At 70.0% G+C, this 25,550-nt stretch carries 26 protein-coding genes; 8 read left to right on the plus strand and 18 right to left on the minus strand.

Annotated elements, in window-relative coordinates:
* Positions 1–73: 73 nt before the first annotated feature.
* Positions 74–1,444 (minus strand): phosphomannomutase/phosphoglucomutase, encoded by a 1,371-nt coding sequence (locus K3M35_RS17335; protein WP_217579628.1) that lies wholly within the window; start codon positions 1,442–1,444, stop codon positions 74–76.
* 76 nt (positions 1,445–1,520) lie between these two features.
* Positions 1,521–1,916 carry a DUF3499 domain-containing protein gene (locus tag K3M35_RS17340; RefSeq protein ID WP_170318468.1) on the minus strand — a complete coding sequence of 132 codons (396 nt, stop codon included), beginning with the start codon at positions 1,914–1,916 and terminating at the stop codon, positions 1,521–1,523.
* Between the two features lie 87 nt (positions 1,917–2,003).
* On the opposite strand from K3M35_RS17340, the gene K3M35_RS17345 reads away from it, so the two are divergent.
* Positions 2,004–2,498 carry a metallopeptidase family protein gene (locus K3M35_RS17345; RefSeq protein WP_033097091.1) on the plus strand — a complete coding sequence of 165 codons (495 nt, stop codon included), beginning with the start codon at positions 2,004–2,006 and terminating at the stop codon, positions 2,496–2,498.
* A 123-nt stretch (positions 2,499–2,621) separates the two neighbouring features.
* Here the strand turns inward: K3M35_RS17345 and K3M35_RS17350 are convergent, their stop codons facing one another.
* Positions 2,622–2,888, minus strand: coding sequence for a WhiB family transcriptional regulator (locus K3M35_RS17350; protein ID WP_167414258.1), 267 nt, complete (start codon positions 2,886–2,888; stop codon positions 2,622–2,624).
* A gap of 334 nt (positions 2,889–3,222) precedes the next feature.
* On the opposite strand from K3M35_RS17350, the gene cofD reads away from it, so the two are divergent.
* From cofD to K3M35_RS17365, 3 genes are read left to right on the plus strand one after another with little or no spacing between them, the layout of a single operon-like run.
* Entirely contained in the window at positions 3,223–4,212 is a 990-nt protein-coding gene (gene cofD, locus K3M35_RS17355; protein ID WP_072740421.1) for a 2-phospho-L-lactate transferase, read from the plus strand.
* Positions 4,212–5,579 (plus strand): coenzyme F420-0:L-glutamate ligase, encoded by a 1,368-nt coding sequence (locus tag K3M35_RS17360; RefSeq protein WP_217579627.1) that lies wholly within the window; start codon positions 4,212–4,214, stop codon positions 5,577–5,579. Before cofD ends, K3M35_RS17360 begins: the two co-directional genes overlap by 1 nt.
* A gap of 2 nt (positions 5,580–5,581) precedes the next feature.
* Positions 5,582–6,136, plus strand: coding sequence for an NUDIX hydrolase (locus tag K3M35_RS17365; RefSeq protein WP_006550201.1), 555 nt, complete (start codon positions 5,582–5,584; stop codon positions 6,134–6,136).
* A gap of 63 nt (positions 6,137–6,199) precedes the next feature.
* Here K3M35_RS17365 and K3M35_RS17370 read toward each other — a convergent pair whose 3' ends face one another.
* From K3M35_RS17370 to rfbD, 4 genes are read right to left on the minus strand one after another with little or no spacing between them, the layout of a single operon-like run.
* Complete coding sequence (locus K3M35_RS17370; RefSeq protein WP_064060252.1) at positions 6,200–6,964, minus strand: SGNH/GDSL hydrolase family protein; 765 nt, start codon at positions 6,962–6,964, stop codon at positions 6,200–6,202.
* Positions 6,965–6,978: 14 nt separating this feature from the next.
* Positions 6,979–8,064: a sugar phosphate nucleotidyltransferase gene (locus K3M35_RS17375; protein WP_006550199.1), complete on the minus strand. Its 1,086-nt coding sequence runs from the start codon at positions 8,062–8,064 to the stop codon at positions 6,979–6,981.
* Positions 8,054–8,980, minus strand: coding sequence for a glycosyltransferase family 2 protein (locus K3M35_RS17380; protein ID WP_064060265.1), 927 nt, complete (start codon positions 8,978–8,980; stop codon positions 8,054–8,056). The genes K3M35_RS17375 and K3M35_RS17380 overlap by 11 nt, the downstream gene beginning before the upstream one ends.
* A gap of 59 nt (positions 8,981–9,039) precedes the next feature.
* A complete protein-coding gene (rfbD, locus tag K3M35_RS17385; protein ID WP_006550197.1) occupies positions 9,040–9,909 on the minus strand; it encodes a dTDP-4-dehydrorhamnose reductase in 870 nt (289 codons plus the stop codon).
* A 296-nt stretch (positions 9,910–10,205) separates the two neighbouring features.
* On the opposite strand from rfbD, the gene K3M35_RS17390 reads away from it, so the two are divergent.
* Both K3M35_RS17390 and K3M35_RS17395 read left to right on the plus strand, forming a co-directional pair.
* Positions 10,206–11,699 carry an LCP family protein gene (locus K3M35_RS17390; RefSeq protein WP_006550196.1) on the plus strand — a complete coding sequence of 498 codons (1,494 nt, stop codon included), beginning with the start codon at positions 10,206–10,208 and terminating at the stop codon, positions 11,697–11,699.
* Positions 11,700–11,750: 51 nt separating this feature from the next.
* Positions 11,751–12,461 carry a TIGR03089 family protein gene (locus tag K3M35_RS17395; RefSeq protein WP_006550195.1) on the plus strand — a complete coding sequence of 237 codons (711 nt, stop codon included), beginning with the start codon at positions 11,751–11,753 and terminating at the stop codon, positions 12,459–12,461.
* Here K3M35_RS17395 and K3M35_RS17400 read toward each other — a convergent pair.
* The 7 genes from K3M35_RS17400 to K3M35_RS17430 all read right to left on the minus strand — a co-directional run bounded on the left by K3M35_RS17400 (position 12,439) and on the right by K3M35_RS17430 (position 20,099).
* A complete protein-coding gene (locus tag K3M35_RS17400) occupies positions 12,439–12,813 on the minus strand; it encodes a hypothetical protein (protein WP_033097089.1) in 375 nt (124 codons plus the stop codon). The genes K3M35_RS17395 and K3M35_RS17400 overlap by 23 nt on opposite strands.
* A gap of 233 nt (positions 12,814–13,046) precedes the next feature.
* A complete protein-coding gene (locus K3M35_RS17405; RefSeq protein ID WP_064060251.1) occupies positions 13,047–15,491 on the minus strand; it encodes an FtsX-like permease family protein in 2,445 nt (814 codons plus the stop codon).
* On the minus strand, positions 15,488–16,273 hold the full coding sequence (locus K3M35_RS17410; RefSeq protein WP_019288512.1) for an ABC transporter ATP-binding protein: 786 nt from the start codon (positions 16,271–16,273) through the stop codon (positions 15,488–15,490). Before K3M35_RS17410 ends, K3M35_RS17405 begins: the two co-directional genes overlap by 4 nt.
* Before the next feature lie 112 nt (positions 16,274–16,385).
* Positions 16,386–17,114, minus strand: coding sequence for a response regulator transcription factor (locus tag K3M35_RS17415; protein WP_006550191.1), 729 nt, complete (start codon positions 17,112–17,114; stop codon positions 16,386–16,388).
* Positions 17,102–18,307, minus strand: a complete 1,206-nt coding sequence (locus K3M35_RS17420; protein ID WP_039584819.1) for a sensor histidine kinase — start codon at positions 18,305–18,307, stop codon at positions 17,102–17,104. The genes K3M35_RS17415 and K3M35_RS17420 overlap by 13 nt, the downstream gene beginning before the upstream one ends.
* Before the next feature lie 12 nt (positions 18,308–18,319).
* On the minus strand, positions 18,320–18,832 hold the full coding sequence (gene purE / locus K3M35_RS17425; protein WP_006550189.1) for a 5-(carboxyamino)imidazole ribonucleotide mutase: 513 nt from the start codon (positions 18,830–18,832) through the stop codon (positions 18,320–18,322).
* Positions 18,825–20,099, minus strand: coding sequence for a 5-(carboxyamino)imidazole ribonucleotide synthase (locus K3M35_RS17430; protein WP_033097087.1), 1,275 nt, complete (start codon positions 20,097–20,099; stop codon positions 18,825–18,827). The genes purE and K3M35_RS17430 overlap by 8 nt, the downstream gene beginning before the upstream one ends.
* 156 nt (positions 20,100–20,255) lie before the next feature.
* On the opposite strand from K3M35_RS17430, the gene K3M35_RS17435 reads away from it, so the two are divergent.
* On the plus strand, positions 20,256–20,789 hold the full coding sequence (locus tag K3M35_RS17435) for a GtrA family protein (protein ID WP_024101520.1): 534 nt from the start codon (positions 20,256–20,258) through the stop codon (positions 20,787–20,789).
* Between the two features lie 12 nt (positions 20,790–20,801).
* Here K3M35_RS17435 and K3M35_RS17440 read toward each other — a convergent pair whose 3' ends face one another.
* The 4 genes from K3M35_RS17440 to K3M35_RS17455 form a co-directional block, all read right to left on the minus strand.
* Positions 20,802–22,109: a HAMP domain-containing sensor histidine kinase gene (locus K3M35_RS17440; protein ID WP_006550186.1), complete on the minus strand. Its 1,308-nt coding sequence runs from the start codon at positions 22,107–22,109 to the stop codon at positions 20,802–20,804.
* A gap of 10 nt (positions 22,110–22,119) precedes the next feature.
* Entirely contained in the window at positions 22,120–22,803 is a 684-nt protein-coding gene (locus tag K3M35_RS17445; RefSeq protein WP_024101522.1) for a response regulator transcription factor, read from the minus strand.
* 96 nt (positions 22,804–22,899) lie between these two features.
* Complete coding sequence (locus K3M35_RS17450) at positions 22,900–23,469, minus strand: PH domain-containing protein (RefSeq protein WP_006550184.1); 570 nt, start codon at positions 23,467–23,469, stop codon at positions 22,900–22,902.
* A 55-nt stretch (positions 23,470–23,524) separates the two neighbouring features.
* Positions 23,525–24,370: a biotin--[acetyl-CoA-carboxylase] ligase gene (locus K3M35_RS17455; RefSeq protein ID WP_019288519.1), complete on the minus strand. Its 846-nt coding sequence runs from the start codon at positions 24,368–24,370 to the stop codon at positions 23,525–23,527.
* Between the two features lie 116 nt (positions 24,371–24,486).
* Here K3M35_RS17455 and K3M35_RS17460 point away from each other — a divergent pair.
* Positions 24,487–25,550, plus strand: a 1,064-nt coding sequence (locus K3M35_RS17460) for an acyl-CoA carboxylase subunit beta (RefSeq protein ID WP_220666781.1), incomplete at its 3' end; no start/stop codon positions are given.

A 25,550-nucleotide genomic window follows, 5' to 3' on the forward strand; every position in this document is an offset into this window, starting at 1 on the left:
AGATCGGTGCTCCGCCGAACCGACACCGGCACGACCTGTCCCGGCACTTCGATTATTCCCGTTGTCCCTCCGCCTACGCACGAACGACGGAAAGGATCTCCTTCACCAATGCCTCGACCTCACCGTCCGTGCGGGCCTCCACGTTGAGCCGCAGCAACGGCTCGGTGTTGGACGCACGCAGGTTGAACCAGGCGTTGTCGGGCAGGTCGACGGTGACACCGTCGAGCCGGTCGATCGATACCGCGCGGTCCTCGAACGCCGCGACGACGGCCTCGGTGCGCTCGGCAGCATCGGCTACCGTCGAGTTGATCTCGCCCGACGCCGCGTACCGGTTGTAGGAGCTCATCAACTCGGAGAGCGGACCGTCCTGCGAGGCGAGTGCGGCGAGGACGTGCAGCGCCGCGAGCATGCCGGAGTCGGCACCCCAGAAGTCGCGGAAGTAGTAGTGCGCCGAGTGTTCCCCGCCGAAGACGGCACCGGTCTCGGCCATCTGCTGCTTGATGAACGAATGCCCGACCCGGGTGCGCACCGGCTTGCCGCCCTGCTCGGCGACGAGTTCGGGCACCACGCGCGAGGTGATGAGGTTGTGGATGATCGTCGAGCCGGGTTCCTTGGCGAGTTCGCGGGCGGCGACGAGCGCCGTGACCGCGGACGGGGTGACCGGCTCGCCGCGCTCGTCGACGACGAAGCAGCGGTCGGCGTCGCCGTCGAAGGCCAGGCCCACGTCGGCACCGGACTCGACGACCAGACGCTGGAGGTCGACGAGGTTGGCGGGGTCGAGGGGGTTGGCCTCGTGGTTCGGGAAGGTGCCGTCGAGATCGAAGTACAGCGGCACGAGATCGATGGGCAGGGCACCGAAGACGGCGGGGACGGTGTGGCCTCCCATGCCGTTGCCGGCGTCGACCGCCACCTTCAGCGGACGCATCTCCGCGAGATCGACCAGGCCGCGGACGAACGAGGCGTAGTCCTCGAGGACGTCCTGCTCGGTGATGTTGCCGCGCTCGCCGTCGTAGGCGGGCACCCCCTCGACGAGGTCGGCGGAGATCTGCGCCAGACCGGTGTCCTGACCGACGGGCTTGGCACCGGCACGGCAGAGCTTGATGCCGTTGTACTTCGCGGGATTGTGGCTGGCCGTGAACATCGCGCCGGGTGCGTCGAGCAGGCCCGACGCGAAGTAGAGCTGGTCGGTGGATGCGAGGCCGATCAGCACCACGTCGAGTCCCTGGGCGGTGACCCCGTCGGCGAAGGCCTGCGAGAGCGAGGGGGACGAGGCGCGCATGTCGTGCCCGATCACCACACGGTCCGCGCTGCCCTCACTGCGCAACAGGCGTGCGAACGACGCTCCGACCTCGCGGACGAACTCTTCGTCGATCTGCTCTCCGACGACACCCCGTACGTCGTAGGCCTTGATGACTGCTGACACCGACTCGGCAGCTCTCGCCACTGTATTAGCTCCTGAACTCGACTCGTGCGATACCGTCCTCCGCGACATCGCACTCGCTCAGCCTAGTGCGAACGGCTCAGGACGTGGGATCGGGAAGAACACGCAGGTGACCGCGTCGGCCGGTGCGTGCGGTGGGAGGCACGACGGCCCGTTGGGGTTGCTCGGCGTCGTCGTCGCTCGCGTCGGAACGGGAACGCTCCCCCAGGCCGGCCTCGCGTACGGCCTCGGCGAGGGCGGTCAGATCGTCCTCGTCGGGGGTGGCCGACGAGAACGCTCCCTCGTATCGGACGAGTTCCCAGCCCTTGGGTGCCGTGATGCGCGAACCGTGCATCTCGCAGAGATCCCACGAGTGCGGTTCCGCGACGGTCGCCAGGGGACCGACAACGGCAGTGGAGTCCGAGTACACGTAGGTCAGCGTCGCAACAGCAGGGTTCTTGCACCCAGGCCGGCAGCATCGACGCAGTGTTCTCACGACTGGGAGCGTAGCGCGCCGGACGCGCCAGGACTATTCGGACACACCGAAAGGGTGGAGCGATTTTCGTGTCGTAGTGTCCATGGCATGGTCCGCGCACGACGTTCCCGCCCTGTGTCGTCCCGTGCCGTGGCACGCCGCGGCAGGGGAATCCGCGGTCCCCTGTTCCCGCAGAGCCTGCCGGCGTGGAAGACACGCGCAGAGAAATTCGACCTGCTCGTATTGGGGGCGTTCGCGCCGATCGACGCGCGCTGGCACGACCGCCTCACCAAACTCGACATCGCCGTCGACGAGGTCCCGAAGATCCGGGCACGCGACCCCGACTCGGTCAACTGGCCGGACGAGGTGGTTGCCGACGGGCCGGTGCCGCTGTCCCGGCTCGTGCCGGCGGGGATCGATCGACGAGGCGCTGCCACCCGGGCGCGGATCGTGTTGTTCCGCCGACCTCTCGAGGTGCGCGCGAAGGATCCGGACGATCTGACGGATCTGGTGCACGACGTCCTCGTGCACCAGGTGGCCACCTATCTCGGCGTCGAACCGGAAGTGGTGGATCCGACACTCGACGAGGACGACGAGGACTGAGAAACGTTCCGGATACATGACGAAGGCCGGGTTGCTCGTCCCCCACGGCCGCAACCCGGCCTTCGTCATCCGATTCGGTGTTTCACTCGGTCCCGCACTCCCCGTACCGGGCCGAACTCCTCGTCAGACTATTCCGCGCTTGAGGCGACGGCGTTCCCTCTCGGAGAGCCCGCCCCAGATACCGAACCGCTCGTCGTGAGCGAGAGCGTATTCGAGACATTCGTCCCGGACCTCACACCCCATGCAGATGCGCTTGGCCTCTCTGGTGGAGCCACCCTTCTCGGGGAAGAATGCCTCCGGATCGGTCTGCGCACAGAGCGCACGCTCCTGCCACTGCTCCTCGCCGTCCGCTGGGTCACCGAATCCCGAGATCAAACTCAGGACGGGCACCCCGACGTCCGGGTAGTCACAGACAGCCTCGACTGCAGTATCGCTTCGAGTGAGCTCGAAGCTGTCGCGCTCGCCGGCCATTGTCCCTCCTCACCTGCAGCGCCGAATCATGACCGGGGATCAACCCGCTGCCATCCTTCGAATACTCGTTCGAATGCGGGTTCACCGCAAGGGATCTCGAATTCGATTATCGAATGACATGTATGTGATTAGACACTTCGGGTGTGTCGCGGTCAAGCGGAGCGGCGTTGTTCACATATCATCGGCCGCTTTGCCGAAACGCGTTTCGGACGGTGCGCGACCGGGTAGGCGACGCACCGCTTAGGCTTGGGCCGTGAATGTGACTGTATTGGTCGGAGGTGTCGGTGGGGCGCGTTTTCTCTCAGGTTTGCGCCGGCTTCTCGATATTTCTCCGGGCGTGGAGCCGAATCCGGACGCGGCACACCGCATCACCGCGATCGTCAACGTCGGCGACGACGTGTGGATGCACGGCCTGAGGATCTGTCCGGATCTCGACACCTGCATGTACACCCTCGGCGGTGGGATCGACACCGAACGCGGCTGGGGCCGCGCCGGTGAGACCTGGAACGCCAAGGAGGAACTCGCCGCCTACGGGGCGATCCCCGACTGGTTCGGTCTCGGCGACCGCGACATCGCCACCCACCTCATCCGGACGCAGATGCTGCGGACCGGCTATCCGCTCTCCGCGATCACCGAAGCACTGTGCACGCGGTGGAAGCCGGGTGTGACCCTGCTGCCGGTCTCCGACGACCGCAGCGAGACCCACGTCGTCATCACCGATCCTGAGGACGGTGAACAGCGGGCCGTGCACTTCGAGGAATGGTGGGTCCGCCACCGCGCCCAGGTGCCCACCCACAGCTTCGCCCACATCGGCGCGGAAGAGGCAGAGCCCGCTCCCGGTGTGCTCGAGGCGATCGAGAACGCCGATGCCGTCGTTCTGGCCCCGTCGAACCCCGTCGTGAGCGTCGGAGCGATCCTCGCGATCCCCGGTATCCGTGGGGCGCTGCGCACCACGTCGGCGAAGGTCGTCGGCCTGTCCCCCGTCATCGACGGCAAGCCCCTGCGCGGCATGGCCGATGCGTGCCTGGACGTCATCGGAGTGGAGACCACCGCCGAGGCGGTCGGCCGGTACTACGGCGCCCGCTCGGGCACAGGCATTCTCGACGGCTGGCTCGTGCACTCGACCGACAACGCCGAGGTGCCAGGCGTCGAGGTCCGATCCGTTCCCCTGCTCATGACCGACACCGACGCGACGGCCGAGATGGCCCGCGCCGCCCTCGACCTCGCCGGAGTGACCCTGTGATGCCGGACGCCGTCGCCGACCCTGCAGTGCGCGACCACGCGCCGGGCGGCCCGATCGAGATCCTGCCCGTCGCCGGGCTTCCCGAATTCCGGCCCGGCGACGACCTGGCCGCAGCCGTCGCTCAGGCCGCACCGTGGCTGGCCGACGGGGACGTCCTCGTCGTCACCAGCAAAGTGGTCTCGAAGGTCGAGGGACGGATCGTGGCCGCGCCCACCGATCCCGACGCCCGCGACGCGCTCCGCCGGCGCCTGGTGAACCAGGAAGCGGTGCGCGTGCTGGCACGCAAGGGCCGCACCCTCATCACCGAGAACAAGCTCGGCATCGTGCAGGCAGCCTCCGGCATCGACGGATCCAATGTCGACAGCGCCGAACTCGCGCTGCTGCCCGAGAACCCCGATGCGAGCGCAGCGGCGCTCCGCGAACGGATCGGTGCGCTGCTCGGCGTCCGGGTCGCCGTGGTGGTCACCGACACCATGGGCCGCGCCTGGCGCAACGGCCAGACCGACGCCGCGATCGGCTCGTCCGGGCTTCCAGTCCTGCACGGCTACGCCGGCTCCCACGACTCGCAGGGCAACGAACTGCAGGTGACGTCCGTGGCGGTCGCCGACGAGATCGCCGCCGCAGGCGATCTGGTCAAGGGCAAGCTCGGCGGTGTGCCCGTCGCCGTGGTACGCGGACTCGGCCTGCCCGACGACGGATCCACCGCCCGCGCCCTGATCCGCAGCGGCGAGGACGACCTGTTCTGGCTCGGCGCCGAGGAGGCTCTCGAACGCGGTCGGCGCGAGGCGCTGCTGCTGCGCCGGTCGGTGCGGCAGTTCGCCTCCGAGCCCGTCGATCCCGAGGATCTGCGCGAGGCGGTCGCCGAGGCCCTCACCGCACCCGCACCTCATCACACCCGTCCGGTCCGGTTCGTGTGGGTGCGCACCGAGCAGGTGCGCCGCCGGCTCCTCGACCGCATGCGCGACAGGTGGGCCGAGGATCTCCACGGCGACGGACTCGACCCGGTGGCCGTCGAACGCCGGATCTCCCGCGGCGCGATCCTCTACGACGCACCCGAGGTGATCGTCCCCTTCTGGGTGCCCGACGGCGCACACCATTATCCGGATGCCCGTCGCACCGCGGCCGAGGCGACGATGTTCACCGTCGCCGCCGGCGCCGCGGTGCAGGGCCTGCTCGTGTCCCTGGCCACCCGCGGGCTCGGCAGCTGCTGGATCGGTTCGACGATCTTCGCGCCCGAGGTGGTCCGCGAGGAACTCGGTCTTCCTGCCGAGTGGTCGCCGCTCGGGGCGGTCGCCGTCGGTTACCCGCTCACCGAACCGGAACCGCGCGAACCCGCGGACCCGGGCGACGCCCTCGTGGAGCTGTAGTCGTGTCGGCGCGTTCCCTGCACGCCTCGGCGATCGACCGGCTCACCGCCTGGCGCACCGACTCGGAAGACGCCGAATCGCTGCGGCACACGATGCTGGCGTTCCTCGATTCAGCGCCCGACGGGTGCCTGCGCGAACACGTGCCCGGCCACATCACGGCGTCGTCGATCGTGCTCGACGCCGACCACCGCAACGTGTTGCTCACCCTGCATCCGCGGGTGGGGCGGTGGATCCAGCTCGGCGGTCACTGCGAGCCGTCGGACGACACGGTCGTCGACGCGGCCCTGCGCGAGGCCACCGAGGAATCCGGCATCGCCGATCTGGTGATCGATCCGGAACTGCTGTCGGCGCACACGCATCCGATCACGTGCTCCCTCGGCGTGCCCACCCGTCACCTCGACCTGCGGTTCCTGGTGACCGCACCCGTCGGTGCCCGGCCGGTGCGCAGCGACGAATCCACCGACCTGCAGTGGTGGCCCGTCGACGCGCTTCCGCCGGAGGCCGAGCACGAGACCATCGCGCACATGGTCCGGCTCGCCGCGGCCCGACGGGCCTGAGACGACCACGCTCGTCCCGGTGGGTTGCCGGGACGAGCGTGAGGTCGGAACCGGGCCGTGAGGTCAGAACCGGACAGGGCCGAGGTCGGGGTATTTCGGGGTGATGCCGTCGCCGGAGGATACTCCGCGCAGCCGCCGGCCCACCCAGGGGACGAGGAACTCGCGCATCCACGCGCGGTCCGCGGCGCGTTCCTGGGCCCGTGTGAGGACGGGTGCCTCGTCGAACTCCACCGGTCCGAGACCGTGTGCGACGCCCAGCAGATCGAGCACGCGGATCGCCATGTTGTGGTGGCCGGCCGCGGACATGTGCAGCCGGTCGAAGTCCCACATGCGCAGATCGCGGTACTCGTCGAACCGCCAGAAGTCGACGATGGTCGCCCCGTGTCGATCGGCGATCGCCCGGACGAGTTCGTTGTACACGGCCCAGCGGCCGCGCAGCATCCCGAAGACCGGCGCCCAGCTGCCGTCGTAGGCCGTCCACATCAGGATGCGGGCGCCGGTCGCGGCGAGCTTGCCGATCGCCTCGTCGTATTCCGCCGCGAGCGCGTCGAGGTCGAGCTTCGGACGCATGAGGTTGTTGCCGCCGGCATAGATCGTCACGAGATCGGGACGCATCGCCACGGCGGTCTCGAGCTGCTCGTCGATGATCGGTCGCAGCAACCGGCCCCGGATGGCGAGGTTCGCGTACGCGAAGCTCTCCGAGTGCCGCGCCAGCTCACCGGCGACGAGATCGGCCCAACCGCGCAGCCCGTTGGCACGCGCCGGATCCGGGTCGCCGACTCCCTCGGTGAACGAATCACCGAGGGCCACGTATCTTTCGAAACCCACTTCGACCTCTCGACTCACACGTCGGTACTGAACCGGATACCGCCGTCGGGGATCTTCACTCCCGGCCACACCCGGGCACCGCGCAGCAGCTCGCATCGCGCACCGATATCGGCGCCGTCACCGATCACACCGTCGCGGATCAAGGCCCGCGGACCGACCCGTACACCGAAACCGATGATGCTCCGTTCGACCACCGCACCGGCCTCGACCCGCGCACCGTCGAAGATCACCGCGCCGTCCAGGCGGGCACCCGCACCGATCTCGGCGCCGCGGCCGACGACCGTGCCGCCGATGAGCAGGGCGCCCGGGGCCACGGAGGCACCCGGATGCACGAGCGACTCGCCGCGCTGCGGCGGGAGCGCCGGGGACGGAGCGATACCGCGGACCAGATCGGCCGAGCCGCGGACGAAATCCTCCGGGGTGCCCATGTCGCGCCAATAGGCCGCGTCGACGTGCCCGAACACCTTCTTGCCCTCGGTCAGCAGCGCCGGGAACACCTCGCGCTCCACCGACACCGGACGGCCTTCGGGGATCTGCTCGATGATCTCGCGGCGGAAGACGTAGCAACCGGCGTTGATCTGATCGGTCGGCGGATCCTGAGTCTTCTCGAGGAAGGCGGTCACCCGGCCGTCCTCGTCGGTCGGCACACAGCCGAAGGCACGCGGATCGCTCACCCGCACCAGGTGCAGGGTCACGTCCGCCTCGGTCCGCACGTGGGTGTCGAGCACCGCACCGAGATCGGTGCCACCGAGCACGTCGCCGTTGAAGACCATCACGTTGTCGGCGCGCAGCCTCGGCAGCACGTTGCGGATACCGCCGCCGGTGCCGAGCGGCTCGGTCTCGGTGACGTACTCGATCTCGAGACCGAAGTCGGAACCGTCGGCGAAGTGCTGCTCGAAGACCTCGGCCTTGAACGAGGTGCCGAGGACGACGTGTTTGATGCCTGCCTCACGGATCCGCGCGAGCAGATGGGTGAGGAAAGGCACCCCCGCGGTGGGCAGCATCGGCTTGGGTGCCGACAGCGTCAACGGGCGTAGCCGCGTGCCCTGTCCGCCGACCAGAATCACCGCATCGGTGTGCGGTGCCGACTCACTCGTCATCGTCTCCCCTGTTCACTGTCGTGCCGACCCGAATGTTCCGGTCGGTCCTCCCGTTCCGACGCTCCCGCACGGCCGCTGCGACCGCCACTCGCGATCGCACCGCGAGCCCGGCCCGCAGAGCCCACCGCAGCGGTGCCTGCCACCCGTGGGGGTGACGGTCCGACTGGAAGCGGTAGGCACTCTCATGATGTGCCGGAAGCATCAGTTCGGGGTGCCGTCCGGCCGCGTGGCCCTTGGCGTGCGTGACCACCGCGGACGGCACGTACACGTTGAGCCAGCCCGCTCGTCCGAGCCGGTCGCCCAGGTCCACGTCCTCCATGTACATGAAGTACCGCGAATCGAAGCCGTCGATCGAATCGAAGGCCGCTCGCCGTAGCAGCAGGCACGATCCGGACAGCCAGCCCACGGGGCGTTCGCTGATCTCCTCGTTCTCCTGCCGGTAGCGACGCGTCCACGGATTGGCCGGCCAGACGGTGCCGAGCAGCGCGTGACCGGCACCGGAGGCGAGGGTGGGGACGGTGCGTGCCGAGGGGTAGACGCTTCCGTCGGGTTCGTGGATCAGCGGCCCGAGCGAGCCGGCTCGCGGCCAGCGAAGCGCCGCCTCGAGCAGTTCGTCGATCGAACCGGGGTGCCACCGGACGTCCGGGTTCGCGACGATCACGAACTCCGCGGACGGGTCGATCTCGGCGACCGCGCGATTGATCGCCCCGCCGTATCCGATGTTTCCCCCGGTCCGGAGCAGTCGCACGTTCTCGTGTGCCGCGTCGGCGGCCTCGGGAGCACCGTCGATCGAACCGTTGTCGGCCAGGATCACCTGCGTCGGCAGAACGGTCGCGGAGGTGAGCGAGGTGAGAAAGTTCTCGAGGTGCTCACCGGGCGAATAGGTCACCGTCACCACGGCCAGCGTCGAATCCACGCCGGTCACCTTAGCGACCTCGACGGTGTGCGACACCTCACGGGCCGTTTCCTCCCACGTCATCGCGCGGGCGGCACGGTTCCGCTACCGGCGATCGCCTCGTGCAGTGCCTCCCGCCACGGACGGAAGCGCGTCAGGCCGGCACCGATCCAGGCACTGTCGTCGAGCACCGAATAGGCCGGCCGCGGCGCGGGGCGGACGAACTCGTCGCTGCCACAGGGTTGCACCCGCTCCGGGTCGGCGCCGATCTCCTCGAAGACCGCCCGGGCGAGGTCGAACCACGTCGCTTCTCCGGCGTTCGTGGCATGCAGAATCCCACCGGGGATCCGGTCACCGTGCTCGGCGAGTTCGATCAGTCCGTCGGCCAGGTCGCGCGCGTAGGTGGGGCAACCGCGTTGGTCGTCGACGACGCGCAGGGTCTCCCGCTCGCCCTCGAGCCGCCGCATGGTCGCGACGAAGTCGTTGCCGTCGCCGGTATACACCCAGGCGGTGCGCACGACGTGCGCGGTGGGAAGCACCTCCAGCACCGCCCGTTCACCGGCGAGTTTGGTGCGGCCGTAGGCCGTGCGCGGGCCGGTCGGCGCGTCCACGCAGTAGGGCTCGGTCGCGTCGCCGGCGAAGACGTAGTCGGTGGAGACATGGACGAGACGGGCACCTTTGTCGGCACAGACGGCGGCCAACACGCCCGGGCCCGTGCCGTTCACCACAGCGGCCCGGTCCTCGTCGGTCTCGGCCGCGTCGACGGCGGTGTACGCGGCGGCGTTGATCACCACGGATCCCGGTTCGACCGCGGCGGCCACGGCCTGTGGATCGGTGATGTCCACCTCGGACGATCCGACACCGCGGATCGGTATCCCCGCCGCGGTGCCGCGGTTCACGAGATGACGGCCGAGCTGGCCACGGGCTCCGGTGACGAGAACGCTACGCACTCGGAGAAGTCTGGCACGCCGGAGTGGTGCGCGCCGGGCGAGCGTCCCCACCAGTAGCCTTCAACCGAGAGCTACATCCACAGACCCCGTACCACCCACAGGAGGAGTACCAGGTGCCGCCAGAGCCGCGTCGCCGCACCGGCCGACGTCCCGCCCCCACGGGACGTCGCACCCGCGCGGGCGATCCGACAGCTGCCGACGGCAGGTACGGGTCGGATCCCGGTCCCCGGCAGTCCCGGCGTTCCGCGCGTCGCGAGCCGCCCTCACGCAGCCCCGGAGCACCGGCGGAGGCACGGGTGTACAGCGGAAGGCCGTGGCAGATCGCCGTCGCGATCGCGGCGTGCCTCGTGCTGGTCGTCACCGGTGCGGCGTGGCGCAGCGTCGACGCGCTGCAGTCGTCGCTGGCCTCGGTCCGCGGCCTGGCCCTCGGCGACGGCGAGGACGGCGCCGTCGACATCCTGCTGGTGGGCACGGACAGCCGCACCGACGCGCACGGCAATCCTCTCTCCCAGCGCGAGCTCGACGCGTTGCGCGCCGGCGAAGAAGTAGCGAACAACACCGACACGATCATCCTGATCCGCGTGCCGAACGACGGCCGGTCGGCCACTGCGATGTCGATCCCCCGCGACACCTACGTCGAGGTGCCCGAGATCGGGATGTCGAAGATCAACGCGGCCTACGGCGCCACGAAGGCGAACCGGCGCGCCGAGCTCGTCGAAGCGGACGCCGACGCGACCGAGGCCGAACTCGAGAAGGAATCGACCCAGGCAGGCCGGGAGGCGCTCATCGAGTCGGTCGCCGACCTGACGGGTGTGACGGTCGACCACTACGCCGAGGTCGGACTCCTCGGCTTCGTGCTGCTCACCGACGCCGTCGGCGGTGTCGAGGTGTGCCTGAACGCACCGGTCGACGAGCCGCTGTCGGGTGCCCGTTTCGATGCCGGTGAGCAGACCCTGCAGGGTTCGGACGCACTGAGCTTCGTCCGCCAGCGTCACGACCTGCCGCGCGGCGATCTCGACCGGATCGTGCGGCAGCAGGTGTTCATGGCGTCGCTGGCACAGAAGGTGCTCAGCGCCAAGACGTTGTCCAACCCGTCGAAGGTGAGTCAGCTGACCGCCGCAGTGCAGCGCTCGGTGGTGCTCGACTCCGATTGGGACATCATGGCGCTCGCGACGCAGTTGCAGGGCCTCGCCGGTGGCGACGTGACCTTCTCGACGATCCCGGTGCAGGACATCAACGCGATGACCGACTACGGCGAGTCGGTCGTGCAGGTCGATCCGGACGAGGTGCGCTCCTTCGTCGCCGAGTTGATCGGCCGCGAACCGGACGGCAGCGAGACCACCTCGACCCCGGTGCCCGCTCCCGACATCGACGCGTCGACCGTTACGGTCGACGTCGCGAACGCCGGATCCGTGTCCGGCCTGGCCTCCCAGGTCTCCACGGCTCTGTCCGAGGAGGGCTACGTCGAGGGCGAGGTGGGCAACTACACCGGTTCCGGTGTGGGCACGTCGACGGTCTTCGGTGCCGATGAGGACTCCGACGAGACCCGCGCGGTGGCCGCGGCGCTCGGTGGTCTCGCCACCGAGTCCGATCCCTCGCTCCCGGCCGGCACCGTGCGGGTCGTGCTCGCCGGCGACTACACCGGCCCCGGCTCGTCGTCGTACTCCGGTTCGTCCACCGCCGCATCCGCCTCCGACATCGGCGTGAGCCCGGCCGGTGGCACCGCCACCCCGGCTCCCGCCGCACCGCCCATCGATGCGGGCTCCGACGGCCCGCGCTGCGTGAACTGACACCTGTGTGAACCGACAGTCGCGCGAACAGAATCCGAGAAGAAGGACATCGTGACCACCCTGACCGACGCACTGCTCGACCCGATCCTCGCCGAAGATCCGGCGGGTCCGCGGATCACCTGGTACGACGACGCGACCGGCGCGCGGATCGAACTGTCGGCGCTCACCCTCGCCAACTGGGCTGCCAAGACGGCCAATATGATTCGCGACCAGTTCGGAGTCCTTCCGGGAGGTCGGGTGGCGGTGCTGCTTCCCGCCCACTGGCAGAGCGCCGCGGTCCTGCTGGGCGTGTGGTGGGCAGGGGCCGAGGTCGTCCTCGACGCCGACCCGGATGCCGATCTCGCTCTCGTCACCCCCGACCGGTTGGACGAGGTCGACACGGTTGCCGAGGTCGCGGCGTTGTCGCTCGACGCCTTCGGTGCCCCCGTGCGCGACCTGCCGCCAGGGATCACGGACTATGCGACGGACGTGCGGATGCACGGCGACCAGTTCCGATCCTCCGGTGCGGGCGACGCGGTGCTCGCCGGACGTTCGCAGTCGGACGTGCTCGCTGCCGCCACGGAGTCGGCGTCGGCGGCGGGTATCGGCAGCGGCGACCGCGTGTTGTCGTCCCGGTCCTGGTCGCAGCCCGACGCTCTCGTCGCCGGACTGCTCGCGGTGCTCGCGGCCCGGGCGTCGCTGGTACAGGTGAGCAATCCCGACCCGGAGGCCACCGAACGCCGCGTCGCGAGCGAGAAGATCACGGTTCGTCTGGACGGGTGATCCCGCGCTCCGCGCGGTAGCCGCCATCGGCGAGTCCCGCCTCGATCTCGAACCTGTTGCGGGAGCCCGGGTTGCGGAGTTCCTCCCACAGATAACGCACCGCGAAGCCGATGCCGTAACGGGCCCACTGGTCCGCGTGCACGGATTCGTGGCGCAGCAGCGCCCGCGTCGGTGGCCTACGGGTGAGGAAGACACCGCCGACGGTGGTGCCGCCGCGCGCGAAGCCACCGCGCATACCGCTGCAGACGAACAAGCCGAACTCGTCGTCGAAGGACACCGAGCCGCCCCAGGCCCTGCCCCACACCGTCGCGAGCGCGGTGACGAACCGCACCGACGGGACCCCGCGCGACACCCGTATCGCCCTGGCACGCTTCCGGTCCCGTCCCGACACGGCTCGAGCCTACGCCGACTCGATCGGTCCGATCCTCTGCCGACTTCGTCGGCCTGATTCTCTGCCGACTTCGTCGGCCTAGTTCTCGGCCGGTCGTCTCGAACCGCCGATTCGACGACGAACGCCCCCGAGCCGCGGAAGGACTCGGGCGCGTTCCGGTCGACCGGGAGCACCGTCGGGCGGAGGACCGACCGTCACCCCGCCATCGCCGCGACCGGCGACACCCGGCTCGCGCGCTGGGCGGGGACGAGCGAGGCGACGACGCCCGCCACACCGCCCACCAGGACGATCGCCGCGAGCTGCCACCACGGCACCGAACCTGGTGCGATGTGGCCCGGGCCGATTACCGAGGCCGTGCCGGCCGCCCCGAGCAGCAGGCCGAGCACCACGCCGAGCAGCGACGCCACGCCGGCTATGATCGACGCCTCCCGCACGAGCAGACTCCGCACACCGGCCCGCGAGAGACCCACCGAGCGCAGCATCGCGGTCTCCCGTCGCCGCTCGAGCACGGACAACGCCATCGTGTTGCCCACGCCGATCAGGGCGATCACCACGGCCACGGACAGCAGCCCGCCGACGATCAGCAGCATCGTGTCGAGGATCTTCTCGAGCATCTGCCGCATCTGCACCGCACCGACCACCTCGCTGCCCGGAACCTCGGCCGCGGCGACCCGAGACAGGTCGTCGGAAACGGCGACGAGGTCCTCGTCCGACATTCCCCGATCGAGTTTCAGCCACACGGTGTCCGCCGTGACGGGGCCGGCGACGGCGGTCAGGTCGCTCCACTCGATCATGTCGGGCATCCCCGGCTCGGTCGTGGCGACGGTCAGCTCGCGGGTGCCCACCGGGCCGCCGACGGTGATGACGGCTCCGTCGTCCACGCCCACCGACCTCGCCAGAGAGCGTTCGAGCACGATCGTCCCGGCCTCGGGCAGGCGCACGTCGGTCCGGACGGTCGAGGCCATCGCCGCGGGATCGACGCCGAGGACCGACGCCTCCGTGCCGCCGATCGTAAGGTCGACCGCCGCGAGTTCGGCGCCGCTGCTCACCCGGTCGACCGCCGTCAGCCGCTCGGTCACCTCCGGTGCGAGCCCGTCGCGTTCGGGCGCGGTCACGGCCATGTCGACGGGGAACTGCTCGTCGATCACGTCCGGCGCCCCGGCCTCGAGCGTGCCGATCCCCACGACGAGGGTCGAGGTCAACGTCACGCCGATGAACAGCGCGGTGGCCGTCGACGCGGTGCGGCGCGGATTGCGCCGGGCGTTGCCGGCGGCGAGCACCGCGAGCGGGCCACCGGCACGGGCGAGCACGTCCCCCACCGCACCGACCGCGGCGGGCACGAGACGGCGGGAGGCGAGCACCACACCGACGAACAGCAGCAGTCCACCCGGGCACGCGACGAGCACGTTCGCCACGACGACCCCGAGACCGAGCAGGGCCGTGCCCCCGACGATCGCCAGCGCGGCACAGATGCGGCGCACCCACGAATCGCGCACCGGTTCGGGGCGGGTCTCGAGGGGCTGCAGGGCCGCGAGCGCCCGCACGCGGGTCGCCGCCCGCGCGGCACCGTTCGCGGCGACCACCGTCATGCCCGTTCCCACGATCAGACCCGCGATCACTGTGGTGGCCGTCACCGAGACCGACGTGAGCGGGATCGGGGCGTCCACGGCCCGCGCCGCGGACACCACGGCCGCGGCGAGTCCGGACCCGCCGAGCACGCCGAGGACGGCCGCGACGAGGCCGACGACGAACGCCTCGCCGCGGACACTGCGGCGGACCTGGGTGGACGTCACGCCCACGCAGCGCATCAGGGCCAGTTCGCGGGTGCGCGCGGCGAGCAGGACGGAGAAGGTGTTGGCGATGACCAGGCCGGCCACGACCACCGAGATCGCCGCGAAGCACAACAGGACGTTGCGCAGCAGGGCGACGTCCCCGACGTAGTCGTCGGCGACCGCCGTGGCGCGATCGGCACCCGGCACGACGTCGACGCCCGGCACCGGCGCGAGTGCCGCTCGCACGGCGTCGGCGTCACCGACTGCACGGACCTCCCAGTCCGTCGTGTCCCCGGACCACGACCGCACCTGCGCGGCGTCGCCGAAGACCGATCCCGGGCTCAGGGCGAGCGGTGATCCGTCGAGATCGACGACACCGACGACCTCCACGGTGGTCGGGGGGACGGAACCCGTCGGGCCGGCGACGGTGATCTCGTCACCGATCGCCCGGCCGGACGACGAGCCGACGGCGACCTCACCCGGGTTCGACGGCCAGCGTCCGTCCCCGAGCTGCTGCCACCGCAGGGCGCCCTCGGGTGCGATGCTCGTCGCGGTGCCGTTCGAGGACGACCCGTCGGCTCCGATCAGCCGGACGGGACCGCTGACGTCGAGCGCCGCCGCCTCGACGCCCGGTGTCGTAGCGACCAGCGTGAGCACCTCGTCGGGTGCGACGGTGGAGTCGGCGGGAAGAGCGACTGCCGCGACCCCCTCATACCGGGCCGCCGTGGATTTCGAGACCGACGCACTCACCGTGTCGCCGAGCACGAGGGTGGTGACGACGAACGCGACCGCGACGAAGACCGCCAGCACGGACGCGACGTACCGCCCCCGATGGGCGCGGGCCTGGGCCAGGACGAGATGCCTCATCGGACCGGCACCACCGTTCGGGATGTGCGCAGGTCGCGCATCGCATCGATCACCGAATCCGCTGTGGGTTGCGCGATCTCACCGGCGAGCCGGCCGTCGGCGAGCAGCACCACCCGATCGGAGTAGGAGGCCGCGACCGGATCGTGCGTCACCATCACCACGGTCTGACCGGTCTCCCGCACGCTCGACCGGAGCATCGAGAGCACCTCCCCGCCGGACTGCGAGTCGAGGTTTCCGGTGGGTTCGTCGGCGAAGATCACGTCGGGCTGCGGCAGGAGCGCACGCGCGACGGCGACGCGTTGCTGCTGACCGCCGGACATCTCGTGGGGAAGGTGGTCGAGCCGGTCGGTCAGACCGAGCCGGCCGGTCACCTCGTCGAACCACTCGGGCGTCGGGCGCGAGCCGGCCAGCCGCATCGGCAGCAGGATGTTGTCGCGGGCGGTGAGCACGGGCAGCAGATTGAACGCTTGGAAGACGAATCCGATGCGGTCGCGGCGCAGTTCGGTGAGCACCGCATCGGGGGCGGTGCTGATCTCGACGTCGGCGCGGCGGCCGTCGCCGTGGAGGATCACGCGCCCGGAATCGACACCGTCGAGACCGGCGAGGGTGTGCATGAGTGTCGACTTGCCGGATCCGGACGGTCCCATGATCGCGGTGAAGCGTCCCCGCGCGAAGGCGACGGACACCCCGTCGAGGGCACGCACCTCGGCGTCGCCGCGCCCGTAGACGCGGGCGACCCCCTGAGCCGAACATGCCGGTACGAAAGAGCTGATCGAAGTCATGCTTCGACGCTAGAAACGATGCGGCGCACGCACATCGACCCGCGAGTCGATCTTCGCCGCCCCGGTGTCCTACCCCGGGAGGACCGGTCGTCTCCGGGATGGCACCACGGTCCTACTCCCCCGAGCCGAGCAGATCGTCGGGATGCACGAGACCGGCGCGGAAGGCGAACAGCACCGCCTGCACGCGGTCGCGCGATCCCGTCTTCGCCAGCACCCGGCCCACGTGGGTCTTGACGGTCGTCTCGGAGAGCACGAACCGCTCGGCGATCTCCCCGTTGGTCAGGCCGTGTGCCATCGCGACGAGCACCTCGAGTTCGCGTGGAGTCAGATCCTCGGGCACCGCGACCGGCACCGCGCGCCGCTCCGCACCGTCGAGCAACGGCGAGACATGGTGCAGCAGTGAGCGGGTGGCGCGCGGGGCCATCACGGCGTCACCGCGGTGCACCGTCCGTACCGCGGCCAGCAGGTCCTCGGGCGGCGCGTCCTTGAGCAGGAAGCCGCTCGCACCGGCGGCGATCGCCTGGACGATGTAGTCGTCGTTGTCGAAGGTTGTGAGCACCACGACCTTCGGCGCGTCGGCCGAGCGCAGCAACGACCGCGTCGCCGAGATCCCGTCGACCCGCGGCATCTGCACGTCCATCAGCACGACGTCGGCGCGGACCCGTTCGAGTTCGGCGACGGCGGCCTCGCCGTCGGACGCCTCGACGACGACCTCGATGTCCGGCTGCGATTCGAGCACCATGCGGAAACCGGCGCGCACGAGTTGCTGGTCGTCGACGAGCCCGATACGGATGGTCGTGTCGGATCGGGTGTCGCGGGCGGGTTCGGTCACGGACGCCACCCTAGGGGGGAGACCGCCGGTGCGGGCAGTTCGGCACGGACCCGGTAGCCGCCACCGTCCCTCGGACCGGCCGCCGCGCGACCGCCGTGCAGCCGGGCCCGCTCCTCGATACCGGTCAGCCCCTGCCCACCCGGGCGGGCCTCGACGAGCGCCGCCGCTCCCCTGCCGTCGTCGACGATCTCGACGACGAGCGTGTCGGGCCGCCAGTCGAGACGGACGTGGGTGCGGGCGCGGGGACCCGCGTGCTTGAGGACATTGGTGAGCGATTCCTGCACGATCCGGTAAACCGACAGCCCCAGTCCCTCGGGCACCTCGCGGCTCTGCCCGTCGACCGAGAACTCGACCTCGAGCCCGCTCGTGCGCATCTGCTCGACGAGCGCCGGCACGTCGCCGACGCCTGGTGTGGTGGTGAACTCGCGCGGCGTGTCCTCACGGAGCACCGACAGCAACCCGCGCATGTCGGTCAACGCGCGACGCCCGGTCTCGGCGATGGTGGTCAACGCCCCTGCGGCCGCCTCCGGGTTCGTCGCGGCGGCGTAGCGACCACCGTCGGCCTGCGCGATGATCGCCGTGAGCGAGTGCGCGACGATGTCGTGCATCTCCCGGGCGATGCGGGTGCGCTCCTGGGTGGCGGCCAGTTCGGCCTCCTTGAGGCGTTCGAGTTCGAGCAACCGGTTGCGCTCGGTGAGCGAATCCATCTCGCGCAAACGCAACCCGCGGACCCGGCCGAACGCCCACACACCAGCGAGGAAGACCGCGACGAAGGTGGCCGTCACGAACGCTTCGAGCGCGGTGCGGCCGTCGTAGCCGAAATAGAGCACTCCGGCGAGTGCGCCCCCAACCACCGCGACGGGCAGCGCGGTGTTGGCGGCCCACCGCGGAGCGTAGGCGGCGAGCGCGTACACCGCGATCGGCACCGCGATCGCCGCGATCGGCAGGACCTCCGGCAGGACGAGCAGGTGCGCGTAGGCGGCGAGCGCGACGAGCGAACCCGCCACCACCGGGCGGGTCCTGCGCCAGGCCAGCGGCAGCGTGAGCGCGAGGGTGACGAACAGACCCGCCACCGATCGCGCGTCCGCCACGTGCAGGGCGACCCCGAACAGGGCGAGCACCGCGGCCAACGCCCCGTCGATCACTCCGGTGTGCCCGCGGGCCCACCGGTTCCAGCGTTCGAGCAGCGGGGTCGTCTGCACGGCGACGCTCCGTCAGCCGAGCAGCTTCTGCCGCAGCGCCTCGTCCTTCTCGAGCACCATCTGCTCGAGACCCGCCTGGAACTTCTCCATCTGCTCGCGCAGCGCCGGATCGGAGGCACCGAGGATGCGCGCGGCGAGCAGACCCGCGTTGCGGGCGCCGCCGATCGAGACGGTGGCGACGGGGACACCGGCGGGCATCTGCACGATCGACAGGAGCGAGTCCATACCGTCGAGGTACTTCAGCGGCACCGGAACGCCGATCACCGGCAGCGGGGTCGCCGAGGCGACCATGCCGGGTAGGTGGGCGGCGCCGCCGGCGCCCGCGATGATGACCTTGATCCCGCGGCCGGCGGCGTCCTTGGCGTAGTCGAGCATCCGCTGCGGCGTGCGGTGCGCCGAGACGACACCCACCTCGAAGCGGATCCCGAACTCGACCAGCGCCTCGGCCGCGGCCTGCATGGTCGGCCAGTCCGAGTCGCTGCCCATGATCAGGCCGACCTGTGCACACTGTGCCACGTCACTCACCGATTTCTCCCGTGTGTTCGTTCCAACCGTCGGTCCACACCGCGTGCGAGAGCCAGTGCGCCGCGCGTTCCGCGCGTTCGCGCACGGCGGCGACGTACTCGGGATCGTCGATCGACCCGGACGGCGCGCCGAGCACGTTGACGTGGCCGATCTTGCGGTCCTTGCGCTCACCCTTGCCGTAGAGGTGCACGTGCACGTCGGGCATCCGGGCGAACAGGTGGTGCAGTCGCTCGTCCATGCTCATCGCCGGCGCCTCGGGCGCGCCGAGCACGTTCGCCATCACTGTCACCGGCGCGATCGGGCTCGTGTCGCCGAGCGGGTAGTCGAGCACGGCGCGCAGGTGCTGTTCGAACTGGCCGGTGCGGGCACCGTCCATGCCCCAGTGACCGGAGTTGTGCGGACGCATCGCCAGTTCGTTGACGATCAGCTCACCGGAGCGCGTCTCGAACAGCTCGACCGCCATGACACCGACGACGCCGAGCTCACCGGCGATGCGCAGCGCGAGCTGCTCGGCGGCGGTGGCGACGTCCTCGGGCAGGTTCGGGGCGGGTGCGATGACGACGGCGCACTGGCCGTCGCGCTGGACGGTCTCGACGACCGGCCACGACGCGCCCTGGCCGAACGGGGACCGCGCGACCATCGCCGACAGCTCGCGCGTCCACTCGACCTTCTCCTCGGCGAGGAGCGGGACACCGGCAGCGAGCTGGTCGGCGACGACCCGCTCGAGTTCGGCGTGGTCGTCGAGAATCCACACGCCACGGCCGTCGTAGCCACCGCGTGCGGCCTTGAGCACGTACGGATCGCCGAGCGCGTCGAGGGCGGCGCGGGCATCCTCGACGGAGGTGATCTCCGCGAACTTCGGCATCGGTGCGCCGAGCTCACCGAGCCGCTTGCGCATCGCGATCTTGTCCTGGGCGTAGATCAGGGCCTGCGGGGGCGGCAGCACCGCGACGCCTTCGCGCTGCAGGACCTCGAGATGTTCGGTCGGGACACCCTCGTGATCGAAGGTCAGCGCGTGCGCGCCGGTCGCGGCGCGGCGGAGGGCGTCGAGGTCGTCATGGCTGCCGAGCACCACATTCGGGCTGACCTGCGCGGCGGGTTCGTCGGCGCTCCCGGCGAGGACGCGGAGCGTCTGGCCGAGCGCGATCGCCGCCTGATGGGTCATCCGCGCGAGCTGTCCACCACCGATCATCGTGACGACCGGCATGCCCGTCGTCAGGGTGCGGGGCGTATCGGATCTGGGGGACGATTCAGGTCTGCCTGTCACGGCTGTCCATGGTGTCACAGCATGTCGTGACGTCGTTCCGCTGCTCCCCCGCCGAGCGTCGAGGGACCTCCCACCGGCCCGCCCAGCGGTGTGGGAATGCCGACATGTGCGGTCGGGTTTCGGAAATTCACCTCTTCGTTTCGTACACTTCTCCAAGTGACAATCGTCGATGAAGCGTTGAGCAGAGTTCCCCAGCCTTTCCGGGGGCTGTTGCTCCGGCATCGCGAATTGATCAAATTCGCCATCGTCGGCGGCACCACCTTCGTGATCGACTCGGCGATCTTCTACACGCTCAAGCTCACAGTTCTGTCCGAGAAGCCGGTGACCGCCAAGATCATCGCCGGTGTCGTCGCGGTGATCTGCTCGTACATCCTCAACCGCGAATGGTCCTTCCGTAATCGCGGCGGTCGCGAGCGCGCCCACGAGGCGTTCCTGTTCTTCTTCGTCAGCGGTATCGGCGTCGTGCTCTCGTTCATCCCGCTATGGATCTCGAGTTACGTCTTCGACCTGCGCGTACCCGAGGTGAGCCTCGCGACGGAGAACATCGCCGACTTCGTCAGCGCGTACATCATCGGCAACCTGCTGCAGATGATCTTCCGCTTCTACTGCTTCAAGAAGTTCGTCTTTCCGGAGGAGATGGTCCCGGACGCTCCCCTGGGCGAGCCCAGCGAGCAGCTCGACCGCTCCTGACGGGAAGAAGGTCTAGCGGGGTTCGCGCGTGCCGGTCGGCGTACAGGTGTCCCGATCGCGGGGCGCGCCGAGGAACAGCGCAAACAGTGCCGGCCGGCGTCGCTGCAGTTCGAGGCGACCGCCGTCGGCCTCCGCGAGGGCACGTGCGAGCGCCAGTCCCACCCCGGTCGACCCGCCCCCGGAGAAGCCGCGGTCGAAGACGTACGGCGCGACCTCGTCGCTGACACCCTCTCCCTCGTCGGCCACCTCGACACACACCGTGACGTCGCCGCGGGTCGCGACCTGTCGCACCGAGACCGTGCACGTGCCTCCTCCGTGCACGAGCGCGTTGTCGACCAGCACCGCCACCGCCTCACGCAACCGCGAACCGGTCACCGCCGCCCGCAACGACGGATCGCCGCGCAACACCAGCTCCCGTCCCGCCTCCTCGTAGGGACCGCGCCAGTCGGCGACGACACCGGTGAGTTCGCCGACCACCGAGACGTCGGTGCGCTGGTCGGCACTGCTGTCGCGGGACTGGCGCACGAGACCGTCGATCGCGGTGGTCAGCCGGTCCACCTGTGCCATGGCCGCCTCGGCCTCCTCCACCACGGCAGGATCCTCGTGGGTGGACAACTCGTCGAGCCGCAGCCGGATCGCGGTCATCCGGGAGCGGAGCTGATGCGAGACGTCGCCGACGAGCGCGTGCTCGCGCTGCAGGCGGTGCGAAATCTCGACGGCGGCCGAATCCAGCACGTCGGAGACGCGATCGAGTTCGGGGATACCGTGCCGCCGGGCCACCGGGCGGAAGTCGCCCTCGGCGAGACGGGCCGCGCGGTTCGCCACGTCGCGCAGCGGGTCGGCGAGTCTTCGGGCGGTCGCCACCGCGACCAGCGCCCCGGCCGCGACGGACAGCAGCACCAGCAGGCTCACCGCGGCGAGCACCTGCTGCTGCAGAGTTCGCATGCTCTCCGAGGGCACCTCGATGAGCAGCGAGCCGGACGTCCCCATCGACAACGACTCGACGATCGACGCCCCGAGCACCGGCGTGCCGATGTCCAGCCGCGCCGCGACGTTCTCGGGTGTCGGGTAGACCACGACAGCCCGCCCGTCGGTGGGGACGAGCAGACGCAGGGAACTCGTGTCGAGACCACCGACGACGAATCCGTCGGTGCCCTCCTGGGCGATGATCTCGTCGGCCATGCGTTCGAGCCGGTTCTGCAGGTCGCGGCGGGCGGTGTCCTCGACGAACAGGAACGCCGTGTAGGCCAGCGGAATGCCGAGCAACAGCGCGACGAGCAGCACGGTCGCCAGGACGGCGTTGAGGATGCGGCTGCGCACGCCGGAGACGCTAGTCGGTGTTCAGCCGGAAACCGACACCGCGCACCGTGGCGATGCGACGTTCCCCGGCCGGCCCCTCGTCGCCGATCTTGCGGCGCAACCACGACATGTGCATGTCGAGCGTCTTCGAACCGCGCAGGTCGGCGTCGCCCCACACCTCCTCGAGGATCGCGTCGCGGGAGACGACCTGCCCCGCGTGCTCGAGCAGCACACGCAGGAGCTCGTACTCCTTGTTGGCGAGCGTCACCTCGGAGCCGTCCACGAGGACACGGCGCGCGGCACGTTCGAGCCGGATCCCGGCGACGTCCACGATGTCGTCGTTCTCCGGGCCGCCGCGCCGGCGCAACAGCGCGCGCACACGCGCCATGAGCTCAGCGAGACGGAACGGTTTGCCGACGTAGTCGTCGGCGCCGGCATCGAGACCGACGACGAAGTCGACCTCGTCGGTGCGGGCGGTGAGCATGAGCACGGCCAGATCGGAGCGGCTCGCCCGGATCTGGCGACACACTTCGAGTCCGTCCATCCCAGGTAGACCGAGGTCGAGGATGAGCAGTTCGAACCTGCCCGACAGTGCCTGTTCGAGCGCGGCCGGACCGTTGTCCTCGACGGTCACGTCGTACCCTTCGCGTCCCAGCGCGCGGGACAGCGGTGCAGCGATTGCGTCGTCGTCTTCGGCGAGTAGAACGGCAGTCACCACGCCAGCGTACGGATCGCGGTTCGCTTTGTCGGGATTACCGGCGGGTCGTGTCGGCGCACCTGCGACTCGCGTCGGCGCACCTGCGACTCGCGGTCACCACCCCTTGCGGTGCTCATGCCCGTGCTCGTCGCGCCGGTAGCGGGTGGTGTGACGGTCACCGGGGCGCTGGTTCTGCGCGTCGAAGGCCTGCCGGTAGAGCAGGGCGTGCACCTGCTGGACGTCAGGGATGTCGTCGAACTCGATGGGATCGTCGGCGGCGGACACCACGACGAGCGTGCCGGTCCGGAGCATCCGGTCGACGAGGCCGTGCCGGAACTGGACGTTGCTGATCCGGCCCATCGGGATGTCGATACCCGTGTGGGTGAGCACACCGGTGCGGACGAGGACGCGCCGGTCGGTGACGATGAAGTGCGTGGTGAGCCACCCGACGAAGGGAGGGACGCACCGCCAGCCGACGAGGCCGATCCACGCCGCGGCCACGGCGAGGCCACACCAGGTCGCGGCGGCACCGTCGAGCCGCGCCTGGACGAGTCCCACCAGGAAACCGGCGGCCATCGTCGACACGAGGAAGGTGGCCGTCGGCAGTACGAGAGACTTCCAGTGCGGATGCCGGTGCAGCAGCAACTCTTCCTCGGGTGCGAGGGCGTCCTCCGGGTATCCCATACCGCCCACGATGGCATATGTCGGTCTTGTACCGATGCGAGCAGTCGCAGGGTGCTCAGACCGGTCGCAGATGTGTGATGTCGCCCGCAGCGACCGCCACGGACTCTTCCCCGCCGTCGGGGCGGATCACGATCCGTCCCTGGTCGTCGACGTCGGTCGCGACGCCGTGCAGTTCGGTGTCGCCGGGCAGGATCGCACGGACGCGCTGCCCGACCGTGCCGCATCGTTCGCGGTAGGCCGCGGCGAGTTCGGTGGTGTCCCATCCCGCCCGGGCCCACGCCCGGATCCGCTCGCCGAAGCCGGCGAGCAGCGCCTGCGCGAGCGGCGTGCGATCGAGTTCGGTGGCGTCCTCGAGCAGCAGCGAGGTGGCGGTGGGGACGGGCAGTTCGTCGCGTCCGAGGGTGGCGTTGATGCCGATGCCAGCGACGACCGTGGGCACCGGCGAGGTGGCCGCGACCTCCACGAGGATCCCGGCGAGCTTGCGTCCGTCGACGAGGACGTCGTTGGGCCACTTCAGTTGTGCCGCAACGCCGGTCACGGATCGCACAGCGTCGACGGCGGCGATGCCGCACAACAGCGGGAGCCAGCCGAGGTTCTGCAGGGGGCACTCGGGCAGCCGCAGCAGGACCGACACGATGACCTGCGCGCCGGGCACACCGTTCCAGGTGCGGGAGTGGCGACCGCGGCCGCCGTGCTGGAACTCGGCGAGCAGCACGCGACGGTCGTCGCCGGTCGCGGCGACGGCGAGCAGATCCGCGTTCGTCGAGGCCGTGTCGGCGACGACGTCGAGACGTGTGTAGAAACCTTCGCGCTCGACGCCGACGAGGGCATCGCGCAACGCCGCCTCGTCGAGCGGTGTGCGGAGGGCGAGGAGATCGGTCGTGGGCCGGTCGGATGCCATGTACACAGCCTAAAGTGGGCCTTCGCCACCTACCCGCCGGTAGGTCCGGAGCGGTGGTCCGGCCTTCGGGACCTCGATGCAGCGGCCTTGTATGACGATCGCTAAGCTGACTGGCCATGACCACTGTCCAGGAGCCGTCCGCGCCCGAGGCGGCGAGTACGCCCGATATCCACACCACCGCCGGCAAGCTGGCCGACCTGCGCAACCGTCAAGCACAGGCCAAGGTCCCGGTCGGTGAGGCCGCAGTCGAGAAGGTTCACGCCAAGGGCAAGCTGACCGCTCGCGAGCGCATCCAGGCGCTCCTCGACGAAGGATCGTTCGTCGAGCTCGACGCCCTCGCTCGCCACCGCAGCACCAACTTCGGCCTGGCCGACAACCGTCCGCTCGGCGACGGCGTCGTCACCGGCTACGGCACGATCGACGGCCGCGACGTCTGCGTCTTCTCGCAGGACGCCACCGTCTTCGGCGGCAGCCTCGGCGAGGTCTACGGCGAGAAGATCGTCAAGGTCATGGACCTGGCCCTCAAGACCGGCCGTCCGCTGATCGGCATCAACGAAGGCGCCGGCGCGCGCATCCAGGAAGGTGTCGTCTCCCTCGGCCTCTACGGTGAGATCTTCCACCGCAACGTGCAGGCCTCCGGTGTCATCCCGCAGATCTCGCTGATCATGGGCCCCGCGGCCGGTGGTCACGTCTACTCCCCCGCGCTCACCGACTTCGTCGTGATGGTCGACCAGACCAGCCAGATGTTCGTCACCGGCCCCGACGTCATCAAGACCGTCACCGGCGAGGACGTCACGATGGAGGACCTCGGCGGCGCCCACACCCACATGGTCAAGTCGGGTGTCGCGCACTACGTCGCCGACGGCGAGCAGGACGCCCTGGACTACGTCAAGGATCTGCTGTCCTACCTGCCGAGCAACAACCAGGCCGCTGCACCGCGCCTCGCGCCGAGCGACCCGATCGAGGGTGCGATCGAGGACTCCCTCACCGCCGAGGACATCGAGCTCGACACGCTCATCCCGGATTCGCCGAACCAGCCGTACGACATGCACGAGGTCATCCGTCGCCTGCTCGACGACGACGAGTTCCTCGAGGTCCAGGCCGAGCGCGCGAAGAACATCATCGTCGGCTTCGGGCGCGTCGACGGCCGCAGCGTCGGCATCGTCGCCAACCAGCCCAC

Origin of the sequence: Rhodococcus sp. DMU2021, from assembly GCF_019641445.1 — a bacterium.
Lineage (GTDB): Bacteria > Actinomycetota > Actinomycetes > Mycobacteriales > Mycobacteriaceae > Rhodococcus > Rhodococcus pyridinivorans.